This is a genomic window from Burkholderia sp. YHN3-13 (assembly GCF_055810675.1).
Genome location: NZ_JBVVNQ010000007.1, coordinates 33,035 through 55,209 on the forward strand (window position 1 = coordinate 33,035; position 22,175 = coordinate 55,209).

Below are 22,175 nucleotides of genomic sequence, written 5' to 3' on the forward strand. Positions count from 1 at the left end.
CTCGCCGCACGGCATGGCGAACTGATCGATCATTCCGCGTTCCGCGGCCTCGCGCAAGAGGCACGCGCGGCCGGACAGCGCGACGGTGGCCCGGTCGCCGGACCGGGCCAGCCGCCCGCGTGCGTGTCGCGCGATGGCCATCCCGATTGAAAAGGGATGGCGGGCCGGTCGTGAAACGGTTCCATTCGGCTTCCGCCTCGCGTGATTTTCTTCGCCAATAACGTCGCGATTCGCCGATACCGGTGCCATGCGACGACTTTCGCGTCAGTCGAAATAGACCGGCTGCCCGATAAAAACCGCCGCTCGGAATGCGGCATGCAATATCGCCCCCACCCGAAAAACATCCATTACCGCAGCATGTATTGGGGAACGACTCCGCAAATTAACGAAACCAGGCCACCTTATCACCCGACAAGCCATTGATTAACATAGATAATATTCGCCACCTTGGCGCATATTCCAATACCGCGTCAGTTTTGCGCGGTACGCAAATGCTGCATTGCAACGTTTAACCGTTACCCGTGATTTCGATTTTCCGCAACCCGCCCATTTTCTCAGGTTGACGAATATAGGTTCAGTATTGAACAATCGTCTGCGGAATCGAAAAAAACGATTTTTCGATACGAGGGAGAACTGGGGTCGTGCGATGGGCTTTCGAGGTCGCATGGCGAAAAATCACAACCATAATCAATCAACCGGGCCAGAAATACGCAAGCCATGAACCAGATTCAGACCATGCGTGTATTCGTCTGCGTCGCCGAGCAGCAAAGCTTCCGGCGCGCGGCGCACCATCTCGGCGTGTCCAATGCACTCGTCACGCGTTCGATCGCGATGCTCGAGGGCCACCTGAACACACGGCTGATCCACCGCACCACGCGCAACCTGTCGCTCACCGAGGCCGGCGTGCGCTACCTCGACGGCTGCCGCGCGCTGCTCGAGGAATTCGACCACCTCGAGTCGTCCGTCACGCATGCCGTGCGCGAGCCGGCCGGCACGCTGCGCGTCGTGGCATCGGGGCTGCTGTCGCCGCTGGCGCTGACGCCGCTCGTCAGCAGCTTCCGGCTCCGCTACCCCGAGCTGCGCGTACAGCTGACCGTCGCCGAGGGGCCGCTCGACGTGCTCGATTCGGGGTACGACGTCGGCATCGTCACGGGCAACCGGTTCGACGGCAATCCGTCGCTGATCGGCCATGCGCTCGCGCCGAACCCGTTCGTCGCATGCGCGGCGCCGGCCTATCTCGACCGGCGCGGCGAGCCGCGCGCGCCCGACGACCTGCCAGGCCACGACTGGGTCACGCTCGCGCCGCACCAGCATGCGCCATCGTGGCAACTGGTCGGCCACGACGGCGTCGCGCATTCGGTCACGGTGCGCCCGGCATGCACGGTCAACCAGCTCGCGCTGGTGCAGGCCGCCGCCGTGGCCGGCGCGGGCATCGCGGTGCTGCCCGAGCCGTGCGTCGCCGACGCGCTCAACAGCGGCACCCTCGTGCGCCTGCTGGCCGGCTACCGGATCGACGATCCCGACACGCAACTGTCGCTCGTCTACCCGAACCGCCAGTACGTGCCGGCCCGCACGCGCAGCTTCGTCGAGCACGCGCTCGACCACTTCAGCGCACCGACGCCCCGCGACCGGACGGACTACGGCTTCCTGCGGCCGCCGCGCGGGCCCGAGCGGCCCGACATCGTCACGGGGCTGCAGTAAACTGCGCGCGTCAGCCATCGGAGGTGCAGCGTGCGCGTGATCCTGTTCAGCAGCCGGCAGTACGACGACGATTCGTTTACCGCCGCCAACCGGCGGTTCGGCTATCGGCTGCATTTCCAGCCGTCGCACCTCGACGCGGAAACCGCGATCCTCGCGCACGGCTATGAAGTCGTGTGCCCGTTCGTCAACGACACCGTCGACGCGGCCGTGCTCGAACGGCTCGCCGACGGCGGCACGCGGCTGATCGCGCTGCGCTCGGCCGGTTTCAATCATGTCGACCTCGCGGCCGCCGCGCGGCTCGGCATCACGGTCGTGCGCGTGCCCGCGTATTCGCCGCATGCGGTTGCCGAGCACGCGGTCGCGCTGATCCTCGCGCTCAATCGCCGGCTGCCGCGCGCGGTCGCGCGCACCCGCGAGGGCGACTTCTCGCTGAACGGCCTGCTCGGCTTCGACCTGCACGGCAAGACCGTCGGCGTGATCGGCACCGGCATCATCGGCAGCGTGTTCGCGAAGATCATGATGGGCTTCGGAATGCACGTGCTCGCGCACTCCGTGCCGCCGTACAACGACGAGCTGATCGCGTTCGGCGCGCGCTACGTCGAGCTCGACGAGCTGCTGCGCCACGCCGATATCGTCAGCCTGCACTGCCCGCTGCTGCCGTCGACGCACCATCTGATCAACGGGCAGACGCTCGCGCGCATGAAGCACGGCGCGATGCTGATCAACACCGGCCGCGGCGGCCTCGTCGATGCACAGGCGCTCGTCGACGCGCTCAAGAGCGGCCAGCTCGGCCACCTCGGGCTCGACGTGTACGAAGAGGAAAGCGGGCTGTTCTTCGAGGATCACTCCGACCTGCCGCTGCAGGACGACGTGCTCGCGCGCCTGCTGACGTTCCCGAACGTGATCGTCACGTCGCACCAGGCGTTTTTCACGCGCGAGGCGCTGGCCGAGATCGCGCATACGACGCTGCTGAACATCGAGGCGTGGCACGCGGGCACGCCCGCGAACGTCGTGAGCGCGAATCGCTGACGCATCGCACGCATTCCCTCAACAATCCCGCCTTTTGTTTCGACTGACGTAACGCGGCACGTGCGCGGTCTGCTATCGTTGCGCCGACGTCCTTCCCTGCTCCTGCCGCTCATGCGTTTCGACGACTCCGACATCGCCGCGGTCTACCGCGCCATTTTCGAACGGCGCGACATGCGCCACTTCACGCCGGCGCCCGTCGATCCAGCCGTGCTCGCGCGCTTGCTGCGCGCGGCCCACCATGCGCCGAGCGTCGGCTTCATGCAGCCCTGGCGCTTCATCCGCATCACCGATCCCGCGCTGCGCACCGCGATCCACGCACTGGTCGAGGCCGAGCGGCGCGCGACCGCCGATGCGCTCGGCGAACGCCAGGACGCATTCATGCGGCTGAAGGTCGAGGGCGTGCGCGAATGCGGCGAGCTGCTGATCGTGGCGCTCGCCGACGGCCGCGAGCGCCACGTGTTCGGCCGCCGCACGCTGCCGGAGATGGATCTGGCATCCGCCGCATGCGCGATCCAGAACATGTGGCTCGCGGCACGCGCGGAAGGGCTCGGGATGGGCTGGGTATCGCTGTTCGACGTCGATGCGCTGCGCATGCTGCTGCGCATGCCCGACGGCGCGAAGCCGATCGCCGTGCTGTGCATCGGGCACGTCGACGCGTTCTACGCGAAACCGATGCTCGAACAGGAGCGCTGGGCCGCGCGGATGCCGATCGAGGCGTGCCTGTTCGAGAACGGCTGGGACGACCCGGCTGCCATCGACGGCGCCCGCGCAGCCTCGTCTCCCGTGAATGCGGAATCGGATGCCGACGTGACGAACACGTCCGATGCCCTCCCCGGCGGCGCGCCCGAACGCATCGCGTGACGGCGGCGCCTCGCAATTGCCTACGCTCTGGCCCCGATACGGCCCGACGCGGAAAATCGCCGCCCGATCCCACACTGTGAGCTTTCGGCATCGCGCCCCGTCGCACGCCGGCAACAACCATTTTGGCCCCGAGCGTAGGGGTTTTCACTGAAGTAGAATCGCGGCTGTCGACCGTCTTACCGTCCGCCCGTCCCGCGCATCCCGCGCCCGGCATGAGCGGCGGCTTTTCCCGAGCCTACCGCGATGCCCTTGCCTCTTTTCGCCCTTGCCGTCGCCGCCTTTGGAATCGGTACCACTGAATTCGTGATCATGGGGCTGCTGCCCAATGTCGCGCGCGATCTCGGTGTGTCGATTCCGGCCGCCGGGATGCTCGTGTCGGGCTACGCGCTCGGCGTGACGATCGGCGCGCCGATCCTCGCGGTCGTCACCGCGAAGATGCCGCGCAAGCGCGCGCTGATGGGCCTGATCGGGCTGTTCATCGCCGGCAACCTGTTCTGCGCGATCGCGCCGGGCTATGCGGTGCTGATGGCCGCGCGGGTCGTCACCGCGTTCTGCCACGGCGCGTTCTTCGGGATCGGCTCGGTCGTCGCGAGCAGCCTCGTCGCGCCGAACCGCCGCGCGCAGGCGATCGCGCTGATGTTCACCGGCCTCACGCTCGCGAACGTGCTCGGCGTGCCGCTCGGCACCGCGCTCGGCCAGGCATTCGGCTGGCGCGCGACGTTCTGGGCCGTCACCGGCATCGGCATCGTCGCGGCCGCCGCGCTCGCGGTGTGCCTGCCGAAGCACCTCGCGATGCCCGACACCAGCATCACGCGCGAATTCAGCGTGCTGAAGCACCCGCAGGTGCTGATGGTGCTCGGCATCAGCGTGCTCGCATCCGCGAGCCTGTTCAGCGTGTTCACGTACATCACGCCGATCCTCGAGGACGTGACGGGCTTCTCGCCGCATCAGGTCACCTACGTGCTGCTGCTGTTCGGTCTCGGCCTGACGGTCGGCGGCACGCTCGGCGGCAAGCTCGCCGACTGGCGCCGGATGCCGTCGCTGATCGCGACGCTCGCGCTGATCGGCATCGTCCTCGCGCTGTTCGCGGGCACGATGCACGTGCCGTTCGCCGCGCTCGCGACGATCTTCGTGTGGGGCATCCTCGCGTTCGCGATCGTGCCGCCGCTGCAGATCATGATCGTCGATCGCGCGAGCGACGCGCCGAATCTCGCGTCGACGTTGAACCAGGGGGCGTTCAACCTCGGCAACGCGACCGGCGCATGGCTCGGCGGGATGGCGATCGGCTCCGGCGTCTCGCTCGTGAACCTGCCGTGGGTCGGGGTCGCGATGGCCGTCGCGGCGCTCGCGCTCACGCTGTGGTCGGCATCGCTCGAACGCCGCCCCGTGGCGGTGCCGACCCACTACGTATAACGCAACCCTGCCGCAATCGTTGCGGACACAACCCCATTCGATCCTGATGGCCTTCATGGACCTTTCAAGGGCCGCGGTGTAGCATCCCGGCCGATGAAAGCCATTCTCAATCGCGATTTCCTCGCGCTGATCCTGAGCGTCGCGGTCGTCGGCCTCGGCACCGGCGCCACGCTGCCGCTCACCGCACTCGCACTGACCGAAGCCGGGCACGGCACCAACGTCGTCGGCATGCTGACGGCCGCGCAGGCGCTCGGCGGCCTCGCGATCGTCCCGTTCGTCACCGCGCTCGCGCGGCATATCGGCTCGCGGCGCGCGATCGTCGTGTCGGTCGTGCTGCTCGCGGCCGCCACCGCGCTGATGCAGTTCACGTCGAACCTGATCGTGTGGGGCGCGCTGCGCGTGCTGTGCGGCGCCGCGCTGATGCTGCTGTTCACGATCGGCGAAGCGTGGGTCAACCAGCTCGCCGACGATGCGACGCGGGGCCGCGTCGTCGCGATCTACGCCACCAATTTCACGCTGTTCCAGATGGCGGGCCCCGTGCTCGTGAGCCAGATCGCCGGCGCGACGCGCATCCGCTTCGCGCTGTGCGGCGCGCTGTTCCTGCTCGCGCTGCCCACGCTCGCGACGATCCGGCGCGCACCGCTCGCCGGCGACGACGCGCATCACGCAGCGCACGGCCGCTGGCTCGACGTGCTGCCGCGCATGCCCGCACTGATCATCGGCACCGGCTTCTTCGCGCTGTTCGACACGCTCGCGCTGTCGCTGCTGCCGCTCTATGCGATGGATCACGGCGTCGCGAGCGCGACCGCCGTGCTGCTCGCGTCGATCATGCTGTTCGGCGATACCGCGATGCAGTTCCCGATCGGCTGGCTCGCGGACAGGCTCGGCCGCGAACGCGTGCACCTCGGCGCCGGCTGGATCGTGCTGGCCGGCCTGCCGCTGCTGCCGTTCGTCATCGCGAATCCGTGGCTGTGCTGGCCGCTGCTGTTCGTGCTCGGCGCGGCGGCCGGCAGCATCTATACGCTGTCGCTCGTCGCGTGCGGCGAACGCTTCCGCGGCGCGGCGCTCGTCACCGCGAGCTCGCTCGTGTCGGCATCGTGGAGCGCCGCGAGCTTCGGTGGCCCGCTGGTGGCCGGCGCGCTGATGGAGCAACTGGGCAGCCATGCGCTGGTCGGCGTGCTGCTCGCCTGCGTCGCGGCGTTCGTCGCGGCCGCGCTGTGGGAACGCCGCGCCGCGTTGCAACGCGCGGTCTGATCCGTATCGACGAAACGACAACGGCCCGCACGATGCGGGCCGTTCGGTCTTGCCGTGCGATGCGTTACGCGTGGCGCGCCGGCAGGATCTTCCCGGCGCACGTGCCGAAGCCGACGCGATAACCGTCGCCCTGGCACCAGCCGGCGAGCGTGAGCTCGTCGCCGTCCTCGAGGTACGTCCGGCTGCCGCCGCCGTTCAGCGCGACCGGCTCCTTGCCGTTCCACGTCAGTTCGAGCAGACTGCCGAACGAATCCTTGGTCGGCCCGCTGATCGTGCCCGAGCCCATCAGGTCGCCCACGCGCGTGTTGCAGCCCGCGACCGTGTGATGCGCGAGCTGCTGCGCCATCGTCCAGTACATGTGCTTGAAGTTGGTGCGGCAGATCGACGTCGCGGCGGCCGCGCCTTCGGCACGCAGCGTCACTTCGAGCGCGATGTCGAACGCATGCCGGCCCGCGTGCCGCAGATACGCGAGCGGCTGCGGCGACTGTTCGGGCTGCGCGGTGCGGAACGGTTCGAGCGCGTCGAGCGTGACGATCCACGGCGAGATCGTCGTCGCGAACCCCTTCGAGTTGAACGGACCGAGCGGCACGTATTCCCACTGCTGGATGTCGCGCGCGCTCCAGTCGTTCAGCAGCACCATCCCGAAGATATGCGCTTCCGCATCCTCGCACGCGATCGGCTCGCCGAGCGCGTTGCCCTGGCCGACGATGAAGCCCGTCTCCAGCTCGATGTCGAGCTTGCGGCAGGCACCGAACACCGGGCGTTCCTGGTCGGGCAGCTTCAGTTGCCCGTTCGGCCGCCGCACCGGCGTGCCGCTCACGACCACCGACGACGCACGGCCGTTGTAGCCGATCGGCATCTCCGACCAGTTCGGCAGCAATGCATTCTTCGGATCGCGGAACATCGAGCCGACGTTGGTCGCATGCTCCTTCGACGAATAGAAATCGGTGTAGCCGGGAATCTCGACCGGCAGATGCAGCGTCGCGTCGCGCTGCGCGACGAGCACCTGCGCGCGCAGCGCCGCATCGTCTCGCAGCGTCGCGTTGTCGCGCGAGAACAGGCCCGACAGCTGCACGCGCACGCCGCGCCAGGCGTCGCGGCCGAGCGCGATGAACGCATTGAGCGTCGGCGCGGCGAACGCGTCGGCGCCGGCCGGCAGCGTCACGAGGCCCGCGCGCGCGAGCGCCGCGAGATCGACGATCTGGTCGCCGAGCGCCACGCCCGCGCGACGCGCCGGCTGCTGCGCATCGCTGAAGATCCCGAACGGCAGGTTCTGGATCGGGAAATCGCAGGCGGGATCGTTCGCGGTGTCGAGCCAGCTCTTGCGAGCCGGGTCGAGCGTCGCGCGCCAGTCTTGGGTGTCGCTCATCGTTGCTCCGGATTGAAGTGTTTCTTGATGCCTTGCCAGCATTCGAAGTAGTCGGCCTGCAGTTGCGCGGTGTCGAGCGCGTAACGCGTCGGCCGGATCAGCGTGCGGGTTTCGAACATGAACGCCATCGTCGCGTCGACCTTGTGCGGTTTCGTCGTGTCGCTCGCGGACGCCTTCTCGAACGTGTCCGCGTCGGGCCCGTGGCCCGACATGCAGTTGTGCAGGCTCGCGCCGCCCGGCACGAAGCCTTCGGCCTTCGCGTCGTACGCGCCGTGCACGAGTCCCATGAACTCGCTCGCGACGTTGCGGTGGAACCAGGGCGGGCGGAACGTATCCTCGGCCGCGAGCCAGCGCGGCGGGAAGATCACGAAGTCGATCGTGTCGACGCCCGGCGTGTCGCTTTGCGCCTGCAGCACGAGGAAGATCGACGGATCGGGATGGTCGAAGCTGATCGAGCCGATCGTGTTGAACAGGCGCAGATCGTACTTGTACGGCGCGTAGTTGCCGTGCCACGCGACGACGTCGAGCGGCGAATGGCCGATGTCCGCGCGCCACAGGCGGCCGTTCAGCTTCGCGATCAGTTCGAACGCCCCTTCGCGGTCTTCGTACGCGGCTTGCGGCGTCAGGAAGTCGCGCGGGTTCGCGAGCCCGTTCGAGCCGATCGGGCCGAGATCCGGCAGGCGCAGTTGCGCGCCGAAGTTCTCGCAGATATAGCCGCGCGCGTCGCCGTCCGGCAGCGCGACGGAAAAACGCACGCCGCGCGGGATCACCGCGATCTCGAACGGCTCGACGTCGACCCGGCCGAATTCGGTCGCGATATGCAGCCGCCCCTGCTGCGGCACGATCAGCAGCTCGCCGTCCGCGCTGTAGAAGAAGCGGTCCCGCATCGAGCGGTTCGCCGCGTACAGGTGGATCGCGCAACCGTTCATCGCGGCGGCCGAGCCGTTGCCGGCCATCGTCACGAGCCCGTCGACGAAATCGGTCGGCTCGACCGGCATCGGCAGCGGATCCCAGCGCAACTGGTTCGGCGGCGTCGGCGGCACGTCGGCCGAATCGCCGAATTCCGCCACGAGCCGCTGCGGGCCCGCGTACGGCTCGAACGGCCGGTGCACGGCCGCCGGGCGGATGCGGTACAGCCACGAACGGCGGTTGTGGCCGCGCGGCGCGGTAAACGCGGTGCCCGACAGTTGCTCCGCATACAGCCCGTACGGCGCGCGCTGCGGCGAGTTGCGGCCGTGCGGCAACGCGCCAGGCAGTGCCTCGGTGGCGAATTCGTTCCCGAAACCGCTCAGGTAGCCGGCGTTCGCCGGTTTCGACAGGTCAAGCGTCATCGTTTCCTTTCTCCCTCAATTCGTGGCGGCGGTCGGCGCCTGCACGCCGTTGCGCCGCGTTACGCCCGCGAGCCCGAGGACGAACAGCGCCGAGCACAGCACGGGCACCGCGGCCGCGTGGAACAGCGCGCCATTCGACCAGTTGAGCGCAATCAGTTGTCCGCCGACGAGCGGCCCGAGCACCGAGCCGATCCGGCCGATGCCGAGGCTCCAGCCGATGCCCGTCGAGCGCAGCGACGTCGGGTAATACTGGCCCGCGAGCGCGTTCACGGCCGGCTGCCCGCCGACCACGCAGAACCCGCCCGCGAACACGACGACCAGCAGCCATGGCAGCGCGTGCGCGACCGAGCCGATCAGCCCCACCGACACGGCCGCGCAGGCGAAGCACACGAACAGCACGCGCACGAAGCCGTGACGTTCGATGAACCAGCCGAGCGACAGCGTGCCGATCACGCCGCCTGTCTGCAGCACCGTGCCGACGATCACCGCGGTGCCCGGCGAATAACCGGCGTCGCGCATCACGGTCGGCAGCCAGTTCGACAGGAAATACAGATCGATCAGGTTCATGAAGCTGATCGCCCACAGCAGCAGCGTGACCGGCAGGCGGCCGTGGCTGAACAGTTCGGCGACCGGTGCGCCGCTCGCCGCGCGCTCGCGCACGATGAGCCGCGTGTTCGCGTCGATGCCGGCCTGCGGCGCGAATCGGGCGAGCCAGCCGCGCGCCTGCGCGACGCGCCCTTTCAGCACCAGGAACTGCAGCGACTCGGGCAGCCGCGCGAGCATCGCGATCGTCAGCACGAGCGGCACCGCGCCGCCGACGAAGAACACCGAACGCCAGCCGAACGCCGGAATCAGCGCGGCGCTGATGAAGCCGCCGAGCGCCGCACCGAGCGTGAAGCCGCACGACACGATCATCATCCGCTTCACGCGATGCGCGGCCGGGCTGAACTCGCCGACCAGCGCCATTGCGTTCGGCATGATGCAGCCGAGGCCGAGCCCGGTCACGAAGCGCAGCGCCATCAGCACCGGGATCGAACCCGCAAACGGCGTCGCGAGCATCGTCACCGCGAAGAACAGCGTCGAGCCGATCAGCACCGGGCGGCGCCCGATCCGGTCGGCCAGCACCGACAGCCCGAGCGCGCCGAGCAGCATCCCGAACAGGCTCGCGCTGAACACCGGGCCGAGCGCCTGCTTCGGCACGCCCCATTCGGCGATCACGCTCGGCGCCACGTAGCCCATCGCCTGCGCATCGAAACCGTCGATCACGAGGCACAGCCCGCACAACGCGAGCAGCATCCAGTGAAAGCCCGGGCGATGGGTCTCGTCGATCACGCGCTCGACTTCGAGCACGCGCGCGTCGGCCGGCGCCGCGCTCATTGCGCCACCTCGGCGGCCGGGTGCACGGGCGGCGTCACGCCTTGGCGCGCGAGCGCCATCGCTTCGCGCAGCACGTCGGCATCGCCGATCTGGTTCGCGAGCAGCAGGATCAGCTTTGCGTTGACGAGCTGGCTGTCGCTGTCGGACAGGTCGCGATGCATGTCGATCAGCGCTTCATAGAACGCGTCGGGGTCGGTCAGGCGCGGGCGGGTGTCGAGTGAAGGCATGACGGGTCTCCGGTGTCTTTATCGTATTCAGCGTGCGCAGGTCGCGCGCGCCAGCGCGTCGGCAATCGCCTGACGGTCGAGCGTGCGCGTGCGCGCGCAGACGTGCTGATCGGGACGCAGCAGGTAGAAGGTGCCCGGCTGCGCGTCGTAGCGTTGCGCGGCGAGCCCGTCGACGTCCTCCACGACGTCGACGCCGGCCGCCGGCCGCGCATGCCCGGCCGGCACGACGAGCACGGGCCGCACCGGCAGCGCGAGGCCGTCGACGGCCTTCGCGAGCGCGGGCGCATCACCCGGCAACCCGAACAGCACGCCGGTGAAGCCATCGCGCAGTCGCTGCAGCAGCCAGCCCGGCGCGCCCTGCACGCGCACCGGCGCATCGGCTGCCGCCGCGCCCGGCCGCATCGCGCACGCGAACGCGTCGCCGCCGCGATCGGGCGTATTCAGCGGGGAATCGGCGAGCACCGCCGGCACCGACAGGCGGCCGCTGTTCACGAGCTTGCGCGCGAACTCGCAGTCGCGCGCCAGCTTCAGCGTCGCGTCGCGGAACACGCGCGACACCGCGCTCTTCGGCGTGATGAAGTCGGTCGAACGCGTCGAGTTGCGGATGTTCTCGTCGGCCGCGAATTCGCGTTCGCTCGCATACGTATCGAGCAGGCTGTCGGCCGAGCGGCCGTCGAGCACGAGCTTCAGCTTCCACGCGAGGTTGTCCGCGTCCTGCACGCCGCTGTTCGCGCCGCGCGCGCCGAACGGCGACACGCCGTGCGCGGAATCGCCCGCGAACAGCACGCGCCCGTGGCGAAACGTGTCCATCCGCTGGCAGCGGAACGTATAGACGCTCACCCATTCGAGTTCGAACTCGGCATCCGGCCCGAGCAGCGCGCGCACGCGCGGGATCACCCGCTCCGGCTGCTTCTCGGCGACGGGGTCGGCGTCCCAGCCGAGCTGGAAGTCGATGCGCCACACGTTGTCCGGCTGGCGATGCAGCAGCACCGACTGGTTCGGGTGGAACGGCGGATCGAACCAGAACCAGCGCTCGGTCGGAAACTCCGCCTTCATCTTCACGTCGGCGATCAGGAAGCGGTCCTTGAACGTGCGGCCGCGGCTTTCGAGCCCCATCATCGTGCGCATCGGGCTGCGCGAGCCGTCGGCCGCGATCACGTACCGCGCGCGCAGCGTCGCGACGCCGTCCGGCGTCTCGATCGTCAGCACCGCGTGTTCGGCCGACTGCTCGATGCCCGTCACCTTGTGCTTCCAGCGGATGTCGATGTTCGGCAGCTCGAACGCGCGGTCGGCCAGATAGCCTTCGACGTAGTACTGCTGCAGGTTGATGAACGCGGGGCGCGCATGCCCTTCCTCGGGCAGCAGGTCGAACGCATACAGCTGCTCGTCCTGCAGGAACACCTTGCCGACGTGCCAGCTCACGCCCTTGTCGACGAAGCGCTCGCCGCAGCCGAGCCGGTCGAAGATCTCGAGCGTGCGCTTCGCGAAGCAGATCGCGCGCGAGCCGGTCGACAGCGTGTCGTCGTCGTCGAGCAGCACGACGGGCACGCCTTGCTGCGCGAGGTCGATCGCGGCCGCGAGGCCCACCGGGCCGGCGCCGACGACGATCACCGGATGGACGGCCGCGTCATGGGCGCGTGCGCGGTACTCGAACTTCAGCGTCTGGTAATCGATGCTCATGGTCGCCATCCGCTCGTCAACCCTGCCGTGCGCGCACCGGCGCGCCCGTCGTTCCTTTCGTCTCCTGCCGGCGTGCCCGCCCGCCTGTGCTGTCATCCGCCACGTCTCGCTCCTTGCTTCCTGTTGATTCGCGAACGGCGCCGTCCCGCGGCGCCCGCATGCCGCATTTCTTGATCGGCGACAAATTCTGAATTTACGAATAGTAAAACCAATTACGAATAGTGAAATCAACGTAAACCCTAGGCGCTGCCTCCGGGATGGGATAACCATATGAATGAAACGGCGAGCCGAGCGCGGCGCGCGCTGCTAATATCAAGAGACGAGGCGGCCCTTTCGGCCGCCATTTTTCCTTTTCACGCCGATGATTCCGCCCACCATCCCCGAGCTGGTCGCCCGTGCCGGGCAACTGCCGTATCTGCGGGAACACCTCGCACTGGCCGAAGGCGGCACCGCGTGCGCGAATCTGCCCGAGCGCACGCTCGCCAGCGCGTACGAACCGATCTACGACGTGACGATGCCCGGCGCGCCGCAATCGACGTCGTTCGCCGACGCGATCGAGCGCTACGGCGACGAACTCGGCTTCCAGGCGGTCACCGTCGTCACGGGGGCGGCGCACGATCCGGTCGACTCGGCCGTCGACGACCAGACGCTGGTCGCGATCGACCGCCTGTCGCGCGCGCTGCATGCAATCAACTTTTTCGGCGCGCAGCGCCACGGGCTGCTGTTCCTGCGCGTGCACGAACGGCTGCTGAAGAGCGTGAAGTACGACCACGGCAAGCACTTCTCGTCGGTGCTGCAGCGCTTCGGGCTGCCGCCGGAGCGGATCGTGATCGAGCTGCCGGCGGTCGCGGTCGCGCACAAGACCTTCCTCGGCTACCTGACGCGCAGCTACCAGCATCACGGCTTCAAGGTCGCGGACAAGCTGCCCGATCCGGGTCGTATCCTCGCGGTCGAATCGGACATGGCGCGGCCCGACTTCATCAAGATGGATGCGGGCATCGCGTTGCGCGACGGGATGGTCAAGGCGCTCGTCGCCTATGCGCAGCGCGTGCGGATTCCGCTGATCTTCGACGGCGTCGTCGACGAGACGCAGTGCGAGCTGCTGCGCCAGTACGACGTGCGGTTCATGCAGGGGCCGGTGTTCGCCAAGGTCGTGACGGCCTGATCGGCAGGCGGGGACCGCGCGTGCGGGCAGCGGCGCGCGGGATGCCGGGCCCGGATGTCGCGTGGCGCACGGGCCGGGGGAGAAACAGGCCGTCAGGCACGCGCCGTCGACTCGCGCCTGTCCGCCCGTGTCGACGGTTACCGCTCACGGCACGCCATCATCGTCGTACTTGGGCAACGCGTCGTCGATCTCGATGCCCGGGAAACGGTCCCGATACCAGACGTGCCAGGCCGGACGCAGCCGCGCCGGCTCGTCGAGCGTCGCGTAATTGATCTCGACCGTCTGCGGCGCCGCGGCGAGCCGGTATTCGAGTTGCGCGCCGCACCGGCCGCAGAAGCGTCGCTCGCCCCACGCGCTCGACGCGTAGACGGTCGGTTCGCCTTGCAGGTATTCGAACGCGCCGATCGGCACCGATGCCGATGCGACGACCGCCGCACCGGTCGTGCGCTGGCAGATCCGGCAATGGCAGAAACCGGCATCGGTCGGCACGTCGGCGATACGGTAGCGGATCGCCCCGCACGCGCATCCGCCTTCCATCGGTTCCGGGTCGGGCATCGCACACCTCGTCGTCGGGAAGCAGGCGAACGATGATGAGCGCGCTCCGGCCACAGTACAAGTGGCAGCGCCGTCGCCCGCCCTCACGCACGACGCGGAAGGTGCGCTTGCGGGGCGGCGGCGATCGCCGCGCGCCGCGTTGCTCAGGCCGTCGGCCCGAGCCGCTGCGCGAGCGCCTTCAGCTTCGGCCCGACCTGCGTGCGGAACACGTCCTCGCCCATCGACGACGCGGGGCCGCTGCAGCTCAGGATCAGCCAGCGCCCCTCGCGCGGCTCGCGAAACGGAACGGCCGCCGCGTTCACGTCCATGTGCCACGCGCGGAACGAATAACAGCACCCGCCCGCCGAGAACTCGGCCACCGCGTGCTGCGCGGCCGCGACGAGCGCATCGGCATCGGCCGCGCCGCCGGCCGCGCGGTGCAGTTCCGCGTACAGCGCGCGGCGCACGTCCTCCGGCTGCACGGCCAGGTACGCACGCCCCATCGAACTCGTCAGCATCGACAGCCGCGAACCGGGCGCAAGCCCGAGCGTCAGCGCCGTCTCGCTGCGGATCGTCTCCAGATAGATCATGTCGAGCCCGTCGCGGCAGCCGAGCGACACGGCCGCGCCGATCTCGCGCGCGAGCGCCTGCATGTGCGGGCGTGCGAGGTCGATCGTCCCCGAACCCGCCAGCAGCGCGTAGCCGAGCGACAGCACGCCGGCGTCGAGCGCATACTTTCCGAGCGTCTCGTCGTAGCGCAGGTAACCGAGCACGGTCAGCGTGTAGGCGAGCCGGTTCACGGTCGCTTTCGGCAATCCCGTGCGCTCCGCGAAGTCGCGGTTGCCGAGCATCGTCTCGCCGGGCCGGAATGCGCGCAGCAGGTCGAGCCCGCGTGCGAGCGCGACGACGAACTTGCGCTCGTCGATCGTGGTTTCGTCGATGGTTGAAAGTGTCATCTGGTGCTACACTGAGTTCGATTTGCAAAACATTGTTCCGCACAGCGGAACTACAGTCAAGCGAACTTTTGGCATGGGGCCCGGCTGGAAGACCGGACCAACAGGAGATGAAACGATGACCGCTGCAACTTTTCACTGGGACGATCCGCTGCTGCTCGACCAGCAGTTGACCGAAGAAGAGCGGATGATCCGCGACGCGGCGCAGGCGTACGCACAGGACAAGCTCGCGCCGCGCGTCACCGAAGCGTTCCGCCACGAGCGCACCGACGCCGCCATCTTCCGCGAGATGGGCGAAATCGGCCTGCTCGGCCCGACGATTCCCGAGGAATACGGCGGCCCCGGCCTCAATTACGTGAGCTACGGACTGATCGCGCGCGAAGTCGAGCGCGTCGATTCGGGCTACCGGTCGATGATGTCCGTGCAGTCGTCGCTCGTGATGGTGCCGATCCACGAATTCGGCTCCGACGCGCAGAAGCAGAAATACCTGCCGAAGCTCGCGACCGGCGAATGGATCGGCTGCTTCGGCCTGACCGAGCCGAACCACGGCTCCGATCCGGGTAGCATGGTCACCCGCGCGAAGAAGGTGCCCGGCGGCTACGCGCTGTCCGGCGCGAAGATGTGGATCACGAACTCGCCGATCGCGGACGTGTTCGTCGTGTGGGCCAAGCTCGAGGAGAACGGCAAGGACGCGATCCGCGGCTTCATCCTCGAGAAGGGCTGGAAGGGCCTGTCGGCGCCCGCGATCCACGGCAAGGTCGGGCTGCGCGCGTCGATCACGGGCGAGATCGTCCTCGACGAGGTGTTCGTGCCCGAGGAGAACCTGATGCCGAACGTGAGCGGCCTGCGCGGCCCGTTCACGTGCCTGAACTCGGCACGCTACGGGATCGCGTGGGGTGCGCTCGGCGCCGCCGAGTCCTGCTGGCACACCGCGCGCCAGTACGTGCTCGACCGCCAGCAGTTCGGCCGGCCGCTCGCCGCGAACCAGCTGATCCAGAAAAAGCTCGCCGACATGCAGACCGAAATCACGCTCGGCCTGCAAGGCGTGCTGCGCCTCGGCCGGATGAAGGACGAAGGCACGGCGGCCGTCGAGATCACGTCGATCATGAAGCGCAACTCGTGCGGCAAGGCGCTCGACATCGCCCGCCTCGCGCGCGACATGCTCGGCGGCAACGGCATCTCCGACGAATTCGGCGTCGCGCGCCACCTCGTGAACCTCGAAGTGGTCAACACGTACGAGGGCACGCACGACATCCACGCGCTGATCCTCGGCCGCGCGCAGACGGGCATCCAGGCATTCTTCTGATCATCCGGGCGTGACGCACGCGGCAGCGGTGCCGCGTGTGCGCTCCCCAAGCAAACGGCCCGCCCGGCATCACTGCCGGGCGGGCCGTCGTTCATCGGAACCGCGGTTGCGGGCCGCCGATGCTTACTTGTTCGGCTGCGGCGTCAGGCGCAGATACGGACGCACCGCGTTGAAGCCCTTCGGGAAACGCTTCTTCAGCTCTTCCGGATCCTGCAGCGACGGCACGATCACGACGTCGTCGCCGTCCTTCCAGTTACCGGGCGTCGCGACCTTGTAGTTGTCGGTCAGCTGCAGCGAGTCGATCACGCGCAGCACTTCGTCGAAGTTGCGCCCCGTGCTGGCCGGATAGGTGATCGTGAGCCGCACCTTCTTGTTCGGGTCGATCACGAACAGCGAGCGCACCGTCAGCGTTTCGTTCGCGTTCGGATGGATCATGTCGTACAGCTGCGACACCTTGCGGTCCGCGTCGGCGATGATCGGGAAGCCGACGACCGTCGACTGCGTTTCGTTGATGTCGTTGATCCAGCCCTTGTGCGATTCGACGCCGTCGACCGACAGCGCGATCACCTTCACGTTGCGTTTCTCGAATTCGCCCTTCAGCTTCGAGGTCAGCCCGAGTTCCGTCGTGCACACCGGCGTATAGTCGGCCGGATGGGAGAACAGGACGCCCCAGCTGTTGCCGAGCCAGTCGTGAAACTTGATGGTGCCCAGGCTCGATTCCTGCTCGAAATCCGGTGCGATGTCGCCAAGACGCAGACTCATGATGTTCCCTCCTCGAACGATGCTGGTTGAAACCACGCGCCTGACAGCGCGGGACAGTCCATCAGCTTACGGGAAGCAATGGGCCGTGCGAACGATTATTCCGTTTGATATACATACTTTTTTGTCATTTTTACCCGGTGTCGAGCGGGACAGTCGGCCGCGAGGGAAACTTTTCACCCCGTTTGCCGCTCTGTTCATGATTACAAGTCGTTTACCATGCAGTCTTGCACTGCCGCCGTGTGTCTTCCCGGCTCGCCAGCAGGCAGGGGTTTCGCTACGATGTGAACCTGCAGCATGACAGCATGAAGGGAGTTGCAATGTCGGAAATCAACAAGGAGAAACTGATGTCGGATATCAAAACCGTTCTCTCGGACGCCGAAGACCTGCTCAAGCAAGCGGCGAGCAGCACGGGCGACCGTGCGGCCGAGCTGCGCGAGAAGGCGATGTCGCGCCTGAAGCAGGCCAAGGAAAAGGCAGCCGACGTCCAGGTCGTGGTGGTCGAGAAAGGCAAGAAGGCCGCACGCGCCACCGACGATTACGTGCACGAGCACCCGTGGACGTCGATCGGCGTGGCCGCCGGCGTCGGCGTGCTGATCGGCCTGCTGATCAACCGCAAGTAACGGGCTCTGCGCCGTTTCGTCCCGCGGGCCGCGTCATGCGGCTCGCGGGCGTCGAAGCCAGCCTGCGGAATCCGCCGGCCGGTTTTGTTCTAGCTGCTCACTGCACGCGCACGCACCTCATCCATGACGACAGACACCACCTCGCAGCCGTCCGGCCAAGGACCGCTGCGCCGCCTCGTCGGCTCCGCGATCGGACTTCTGCAGACGCGCCTCGAACTGGTGGGCATCGAGCTTGCCGAGGAGAAGGAGCGCCTGATGGGCGTGCTGTTCCTCGGGCTCGCCGCGATGATGCTCGCGACGATGGCGCTCATCAGCCTGACCGTGCTGGTCGCGATCGCGTTCTGGGATACCTATCGCTGGCAAGCGCTCGCGGCGATCACCGCGCTGTATGCCGTTGGCGGCATCGCGTGCGCGCTGAAGGCACGCTCGGGCCTGCGCGATGCGCCGACCGTGTTCGAGGCGACGCTCGCCGAACTCGAGAAAGACCGCGAACTGTTCCGCGGCAAGCCGTGAGCGCCATCGCGCTCGCCCCATCCACCTACTTCGCCGACGCGCCATGAGCCAGAACGTCACGGGCAATTCACCCCGCTCCCATTCGTCGCGATCGAACTGGAGTGCGTCACAGCATCGCGCGCTCCGCAAGGAATTGCTGATCCTGCGATCCGACGTCGAGCGACTCGAACTCGCGGAAGCCGCCGGCGAGATGCGCCACGCCGTCACGCGCTTCAGTTGGCTCAAGGTGTTCATCCCCGGCCTTTCCACCAACAAGTTCAGTCAGTCCGCGAAGAACCTGAACGCGAGCCTCGGCAATCTCGTCAACCAGTATCCGATGCTGAGTTCGCTCGCGTCGCTCGTGCTGGCGAAGCCCGTTCGCTCGCTGCTGCGCGCGAGCGCGGGTCCCGCGCTGAAGTGGGGCACGCTCGGCTTCGCCGCATGGGAGGTCTACCGGATCTGGAAGCAGTCCCGCGACGAGCGCGGGCTCGACACGCACGACGACTGACCGCCGGCATCCCGCGCGCGCGGCCATGCGCCGTCGCGCGCCGTTCCTGCAGAGTCAACGCGCACCCCAGCACGCCGTGCCCGGTTCGTCCACGTCATCGCGCCGCGCATTGCCTTTCGTTCCGGCCGAATCCAGCGTGAAGGTACCGCAGGTATCGTCGTGCATCGGACCCGTGTCCAACGGGCTGGCCTCCAGTTCGTAGCTCACCGGCGAATCGTCGCCATCCGGCCGCCGCAGCGTCAAGCGATACACGGCTCGCCCGTCCGGCGGTGCCAACGCGAGCGCGTCCGGTAACGCCGAAGGCGGAGAACCCTGCAGCGTTTCGAGATACTGGGCCGCGCGGTACAGCGCGGCGACCGCCGACGCGCGATGAACGCGCGCGACATGCTCGCGATACGACGGGACGGCCCATCCCGCCAGCACCGCGACGATCGCGAGCACGATCATCAGCTCGACCAGCGTGAATCCCGTCGATCGGAAGACGATAGAGCGACCGTTCATTGCAGCACAGTCGCGACCCGACGCCAGCGCAGCGCGACGACACGCGCGTCGCGTATCGCGACCTGGTGCTGCAACCAGACCGCGCTCGATGGGTGCGCACCGATGCCGCGCGCGGTGACGAGATAAGCACGGCTACCGGGCGGCCCAGCTCCGCGCCATGCCTCGATCAAACACCGCGGCGGCCCTGCGGCCATCGGCCATCCAGCGAACGGCGTGAATGCTTCGGCGGACGCGAGCGGCGGCATGCGCCGCCAGCTGTCCGGCTCCACGTGCGATTCGCGCTCCCTCACATAGGGTGCCGAGCCACCGAGCAATCGCGCGGTGCACGCCGCCAGCGCGGCATCGGCTGCGTGGAATGCGATCAGCCGATCGGACAGCGATCGCGTACGGCGCGCTTCCGTCAGCGCGGCTTCGAACCACGTGCCTGTCAGCGCTGCAATGGCCGCACCGACCGCAATGACTGCCGGCAATGCGAGCCCTGCGTCGCGACGCCAGGACCGGTGTGCTGATCGGACGCGGATGCGCGGTAGCTCGTGCGCGTTCGCGGCCACGGCGCTGGTGCACGCAGCCTGTCCTCGTTCGTCGCCGCTTGCGGCGACACACCCATTCGCGTTGCCTGTTGCAACGCATCGCGCTATTGCCCGCGTGCATCGATCGGCTCCGCTCATCGCAACACCTCACGCGTGTGCGCTGCATCTGGCAACGCCGCGTCGAAGCCGAGCGCGACGTTCCGCAACGCGATGATGCGATCGAGCGTCAAACCTGCGCGGCCGTCCCGGGCAACGACAATACGACCGTTGCAGTCGACATGGCTGGCCGGCTCGCGCATCGGTTCGCCGCGTGCCCGCACGCAGACATGCACGGCTACGACATCGCGCCAGTCGTCGACACGCATCGCGTCTGCGTCGACAAACTGCGCGCCGCCGCGACGCAAATAGCGCACGCGCAATTGATCGATGCCCGACACGACGGGCTGCGGCGTCCCCGGACGGCCGCTACCTTCGCAATACAGCTCGGGCTCGCCCGTCGACGGACTGACATGCGCGTCGAAACGGTTCTCCACCTGCGGCCGTTCGCCGGGTGCGCCTACGCCCTGCCCGAGACAATCCGACACTTGGCCGCTCACCGTCGACCACGTCGACACCGCATCGCCGACATACCGGACCAGGAGGGCGTCCGATGCAGCGCGCGCGGACTCGCACTGCGCCAGTGCGCCCTCACCCCGCACACGCGCCATCGAACAGCCGAACACCGGCGGCAACGATGACGCACCATCCGTATCGAGCGGCCGGAACCCCGCCATCTGGATCTGCTGGCCTATCAACAACAGCGCGGTGCCTGCCGCATCGCGCATCCGAAATCCGTCTTCCGCACGCCGTTGCGCAATGCGCTGTGCATGATGGAGCGCGCCGGCCGCTGCCAGCACGAGGAAACCGACGGTCATCGCAATCAGCACCTCGAGCAAGGTGTGTGCGCGCATACGACGATCAGCGTGCATCGGCATCAGTCTCCCGAAATGGAATCCGGACGCACGAGGGCGGCTGCGCCGACGCGCCCGCGGCTTCGCAACGCGGCGACGCAGCCGTGTTGCCGCTGCGCCAGCCGACGACCGCGTAGCGGGCACCGCCCGGCCCGGCGTCGAGTGTCATCGTGCCGCCGGGCAACGACGCAGCCGCCAGCGCCGCAAGGCCGTCGTTTGCCCCTGCGCCTGCGTACGAGCGCTCGATACGCGCATCGGCCAGCCACAACGCACGCTCGCGCCAGATCGTCGCTCGCTGAGCGCGCGCCATCGCGAGCTGACTGCCTGCCACCGCCAGCATCACGGTCGCGAGCAGCGCGATGGCCAGCGTCGCCTCGATCAGCGACGTGCCGCGCATGGCGTTGCGCCGCGCGCTCATGCCGAGCCGCAGCGACCGGCGACGACCCGCGCCCGGCCGCCTGCCGCAATCCGTACACAACGCGATACGCGTGCGTCTTCCGCGTCGGACACGCCGCGCCGCAGTCGCAATTCGAAACGCCGGATTCCGCCGATGGCCTGACCGGCCGGCGGTGCGAAAGCCAGATCGTGCGCGGCGCCCGCGACGACCACTTCGGCATCGCGCGGGTAGCGTCGCAGCACGCGCGACTGCCCGTCGACCTGCCCGCTGACGATCCAGTCGCACGACCATTCGGCCGCGTCGCCCTGCTCACCGGCACGCAGGCAGGTGCCGTCGTTCCCGGCCCGGCACAGCGTGACACGCGTGCCAAGACGCGTCGCTTCGGTACGCGCAAACGACAGCGCGCCGAGCAGCGCACGCGAGCGTGCATCCACGCGCTCGCGCATGCGCCACTGGTCGAATGCAGGCGCCGCGTAGAGCGCGAGCCCGGCCGCCAGCGAGAGCGCGACCATCAGCTCGACGAGCGTGAACCCGCCCGCGAGTCGCGCCGAACTTTTAAAGGGATGAGCGCGCAGTTCCATCGCAATCGTCCTCCACCAGGATGAGACGACGACTGTAGCGACGCGTGCGGACGCGCGCCATTTGCCGAACGGCCGACTGGCGACAAACGATCGCGGCCGACACAATCGGCGCGAACTGGACCAACGGAGGAAACGATGAACGGACGCAGCGCGTCAGCGCTTACGCGGGGTCTTGGCGGGAGAGGCGCGACGGAACTCTTCGATCACGTCGGCAAATTCGGAAACGTCCTCGAAGCGGCGATACACCGATGCGAAGCGGACATAAGCGATCGTATCGAGGCCGCGCAGCTCGTTCATCACGAGTTCGCCGAGCTTCTCGCTACGCACTTCACGCTCGCCTGTCGCGAGCAGTTGATATTCGATACGAGCGACCGCCGCGTCGATCGCGTCGGCAGCAACCGGCCGCTTGCGCAGCGCGAGTTGCATGCTGGCGACGATCTTGCGACGGTCGAATTCGGTGCGACTGCCGTCCTTCTTCACGACGAACGGCAGCGACAGCTCGACCCGCTCGTACGTCGTGAAGCGCTTGTCGCAAGCCGAGCAGCGACGGCGCCGGCGAATCGCGGCGCCATCCTCGGACACGCGCGAGTCTACGACCTGCGTGTCGTCATGCCGGCAGAACGGGCAGCGCATC

The 22,175-nt window shown here is 68.0% G+C and carries 24 protein-coding genes; 10 read left to right on the forward strand and 14 right to left on the reverse strand.

Annotated features, from left to right (window positions below; translation table 11 throughout):
* Positions 1-717: 717 nt before the first annotated feature.
* The 5 genes from AC0KUR_RS17665 to AC0KUR_RS17685 all read left to right on the forward strand — a co-directional run bounded on the left by AC0KUR_RS17665 (position 718) and on the right by AC0KUR_RS17685 (position 6,258).
* Complete coding sequence (locus AC0KUR_RS17665) at positions 718-1,701, forward strand: LysR family transcriptional regulator (protein WP_034187231.1); 984 nt, start codon at positions 718-720, stop codon at positions 1,699-1,701.
* A gap of 30 nt (positions 1,702-1,731) precedes the next feature.
* A complete protein-coding gene (locus AC0KUR_RS17670) occupies positions 1,732-2,730 on the forward strand; it encodes a 2-hydroxyacid dehydrogenase (protein ID WP_473376237.1) in 999 nt (332 codons plus the stop codon).
* Positions 2,731-2,841: 111 nt separating this feature from the next.
* Positions 2,842-3,591, forward strand: a complete 750-nt coding sequence (gene bluB, locus AC0KUR_RS17675) for a 5,6-dimethylbenzimidazole synthase (protein WP_049031062.1) — start codon at positions 2,842-2,844, stop codon at positions 3,589-3,591.
* 243 nt (positions 3,592-3,834) lie between these two features.
* Entirely contained in the window at positions 3,835-5,004 is a 1,170-nt protein-coding gene (locus AC0KUR_RS17680) for an MFS transporter (protein ID WP_059557280.1), read from the forward strand.
* A gap of 93 nt (positions 5,005-5,097) precedes the next feature.
* Complete coding sequence (locus tag AC0KUR_RS17685) at positions 5,098-6,258, forward strand: MFS transporter (RefSeq protein ID WP_049033121.1); 1,161 nt, start codon at positions 5,098-5,100, stop codon at positions 6,256-6,258.
* Between the two features lie 64 nt (positions 6,259-6,322).
* Here AC0KUR_RS17685 and fahA read toward each other — a convergent pair whose 3' ends face one another.
* Genes fahA through AC0KUR_RS17710 form a run of 5 tightly spaced genes read right to left on the reverse strand, consistent with a single transcriptional unit; the run spans position 6,323 to position 12,251 of the window.
* Positions 6,323-7,627, reverse strand: coding sequence for a fumarylacetoacetase (fahA, locus tag AC0KUR_RS17690; RefSeq protein WP_473376238.1), 1,305 nt, complete (start codon positions 7,625-7,627; stop codon positions 6,323-6,325).
* Positions 7,624-8,958 carry a homogentisate 1,2-dioxygenase gene (hmgA, locus tag AC0KUR_RS17695; protein ID WP_059557283.1) on the reverse strand — a complete coding sequence of 445 codons (1,335 nt, stop codon included), beginning with the start codon at positions 8,956-8,958 and terminating at the stop codon, positions 7,624-7,626. The genes fahA and hmgA overlap by 4 nt, the downstream gene beginning before the upstream one ends.
* A gap of 15 nt (positions 8,959-8,973) precedes the next feature.
* Positions 8,974-10,335 (reverse strand): MFS transporter, encoded by a 1,362-nt coding sequence (locus AC0KUR_RS17700; protein WP_124607844.1) that lies wholly within the window; start codon positions 10,333-10,335, stop codon positions 8,974-8,976.
* A complete protein-coding gene (locus tag AC0KUR_RS17705) occupies positions 10,332-10,562 on the reverse strand; it encodes a DUF2783 domain-containing protein (protein ID WP_034187223.1) in 231 nt (76 codons plus the stop codon). The genes AC0KUR_RS17700 and AC0KUR_RS17705 overlap by 4 nt, the downstream gene beginning before the upstream one ends.
* Positions 10,563-10,589: 27 nt before the next feature.
* Positions 10,590-12,251 carry an FAD-dependent oxidoreductase gene (locus tag AC0KUR_RS17710; RefSeq protein WP_059557287.1) on the reverse strand — a complete coding sequence of 554 codons (1,662 nt, stop codon included), beginning with the start codon at positions 12,249-12,251 and terminating at the stop codon, positions 10,590-10,592.
* A 352-nt stretch (positions 12,252-12,603) separates the two neighbouring features.
* Here AC0KUR_RS17710 and AC0KUR_RS17715 point away from each other — a divergent pair, with 352 nt between their 5' ends.
* Positions 12,604-13,407, forward strand: a complete 804-nt coding sequence (locus tag AC0KUR_RS17715; RefSeq protein ID WP_034187221.1) for an EAL domain-containing protein — start codon at positions 12,604-12,606, stop codon at positions 13,405-13,407.
* 144 nt (positions 13,408-13,551) lie between these two features.
* Here the strand turns inward: AC0KUR_RS17715 and AC0KUR_RS17720 are convergent, their stop codons facing one another.
* Both AC0KUR_RS17720 and AC0KUR_RS17725 read right to left on the reverse strand, forming a co-directional pair.
* Positions 13,552-13,962, reverse strand: a complete 411-nt coding sequence (locus AC0KUR_RS17720) for a GFA family protein (RefSeq protein WP_473376239.1) — start codon at positions 13,960-13,962, stop codon at positions 13,552-13,554.
* Between the two features lie 143 nt (positions 13,963-14,105).
* Positions 14,106-14,897: an IclR family transcriptional regulator gene (locus AC0KUR_RS17725; protein WP_034187219.1), complete on the reverse strand. Its 792-nt coding sequence runs from the start codon at positions 14,895-14,897 to the stop codon at positions 14,106-14,108.
* A gap of 115 nt (positions 14,898-15,012) precedes the next feature.
* On the opposite strand from AC0KUR_RS17725, the gene AC0KUR_RS17730 reads away from it, so the two are divergent.
* On the forward strand, positions 15,013-16,200 hold the full coding sequence (locus AC0KUR_RS17730; protein ID WP_034187218.1) for an acyl-CoA dehydrogenase: 1,188 nt from the start codon (positions 15,013-15,015) through the stop codon (positions 16,198-16,200).
* Between the two features lie 123 nt (positions 16,201-16,323).
* Here the strand turns inward: AC0KUR_RS17730 and AC0KUR_RS17735 are convergent, their stop codons facing one another.
* A complete protein-coding gene (locus AC0KUR_RS17735; protein ID WP_034187217.1) occupies positions 16,324-16,962 on the reverse strand; it encodes a peroxiredoxin in 639 nt (212 codons plus the stop codon).
* A gap of 317 nt (positions 16,963-17,279) precedes the next feature.
* On the opposite strand from AC0KUR_RS17735, the gene AC0KUR_RS17740 reads away from it, so the two are divergent.
* The 3 genes from AC0KUR_RS17740 (at position 17,280) to AC0KUR_RS17750 (ending at position 18,582) form a co-directional block, all read left to right on the forward strand.
* A complete protein-coding gene (locus tag AC0KUR_RS17740) occupies positions 17,280-17,582 on the forward strand; it encodes an ElaB/YgaM/YqjD family protein (protein ID WP_006494044.1) in 303 nt (100 codons plus the stop codon).
* Between the two features lie 123 nt (positions 17,583-17,705).
* Positions 17,706-18,095: a phage holin family protein gene (locus AC0KUR_RS17745; protein ID WP_034187216.1), complete on the forward strand. Its 390-nt coding sequence runs from the start codon at positions 17,706-17,708 to the stop codon at positions 18,093-18,095.
* Positions 18,096-18,138: 43 nt separating this feature from the next.
* Positions 18,139-18,582: a DUF3318 domain-containing protein gene (locus AC0KUR_RS17750; RefSeq protein WP_034187215.1), complete on the forward strand. Its 444-nt coding sequence runs from the start codon at positions 18,139-18,141 to the stop codon at positions 18,580-18,582.
* Between the two features lie 54 nt (positions 18,583-18,636).
* Here the strand turns inward: AC0KUR_RS17750 and AC0KUR_RS17755 are convergent, their stop codons facing one another.
* The 6 genes from AC0KUR_RS17755 to nrdR form a co-directional block, all read right to left on the reverse strand.
* On the reverse strand, positions 18,637-19,083 hold the full coding sequence (locus tag AC0KUR_RS17755) for a type IV pilin protein (protein WP_059557293.1): 447 nt from the start codon (positions 19,081-19,083) through the stop codon (positions 18,637-18,639).
* Positions 19,080-19,553 (reverse strand): pilus assembly protein, encoded by a 474-nt coding sequence (locus AC0KUR_RS17760; protein ID WP_233623308.1) that lies wholly within the window; start codon positions 19,551-19,553, stop codon positions 19,080-19,082. Before AC0KUR_RS17760 ends, AC0KUR_RS17755 begins: the two co-directional genes overlap by 4 nt.
* Before the next feature lie 194 nt (positions 19,554-19,747).
* Positions 19,748-20,587 (reverse strand): PilW family protein, encoded by an 840-nt coding sequence (locus AC0KUR_RS17765; RefSeq protein WP_473376240.1) that lies wholly within the window; start codon positions 20,585-20,587, stop codon positions 19,748-19,750.
* Positions 20,571-20,981 (reverse strand): type IV pilus modification PilV family protein, encoded by a 411-nt coding sequence (locus AC0KUR_RS17770; RefSeq protein WP_034187213.1) that lies wholly within the window; start codon positions 20,979-20,981, stop codon positions 20,571-20,573. Before AC0KUR_RS17770 ends, AC0KUR_RS17765 begins: the two co-directional genes overlap by 17 nt.
* A complete protein-coding gene (locus AC0KUR_RS17775; RefSeq protein ID WP_473376241.1) occupies positions 20,978-21,541 on the reverse strand; it encodes a GspH/FimT family pseudopilin in 564 nt (187 codons plus the stop codon). Before AC0KUR_RS17775 ends, AC0KUR_RS17770 begins: the two co-directional genes overlap by 4 nt.
* Before the next feature lie 153 nt (positions 21,542-21,694).
* Entirely contained in the window at positions 21,695-22,174 is a 480-nt protein-coding gene (gene nrdR, locus AC0KUR_RS17780; RefSeq protein ID WP_006476792.1) for a transcriptional regulator NrdR, read from the reverse strand.
* Position 22,175 lies beyond the last annotated feature (1 nt).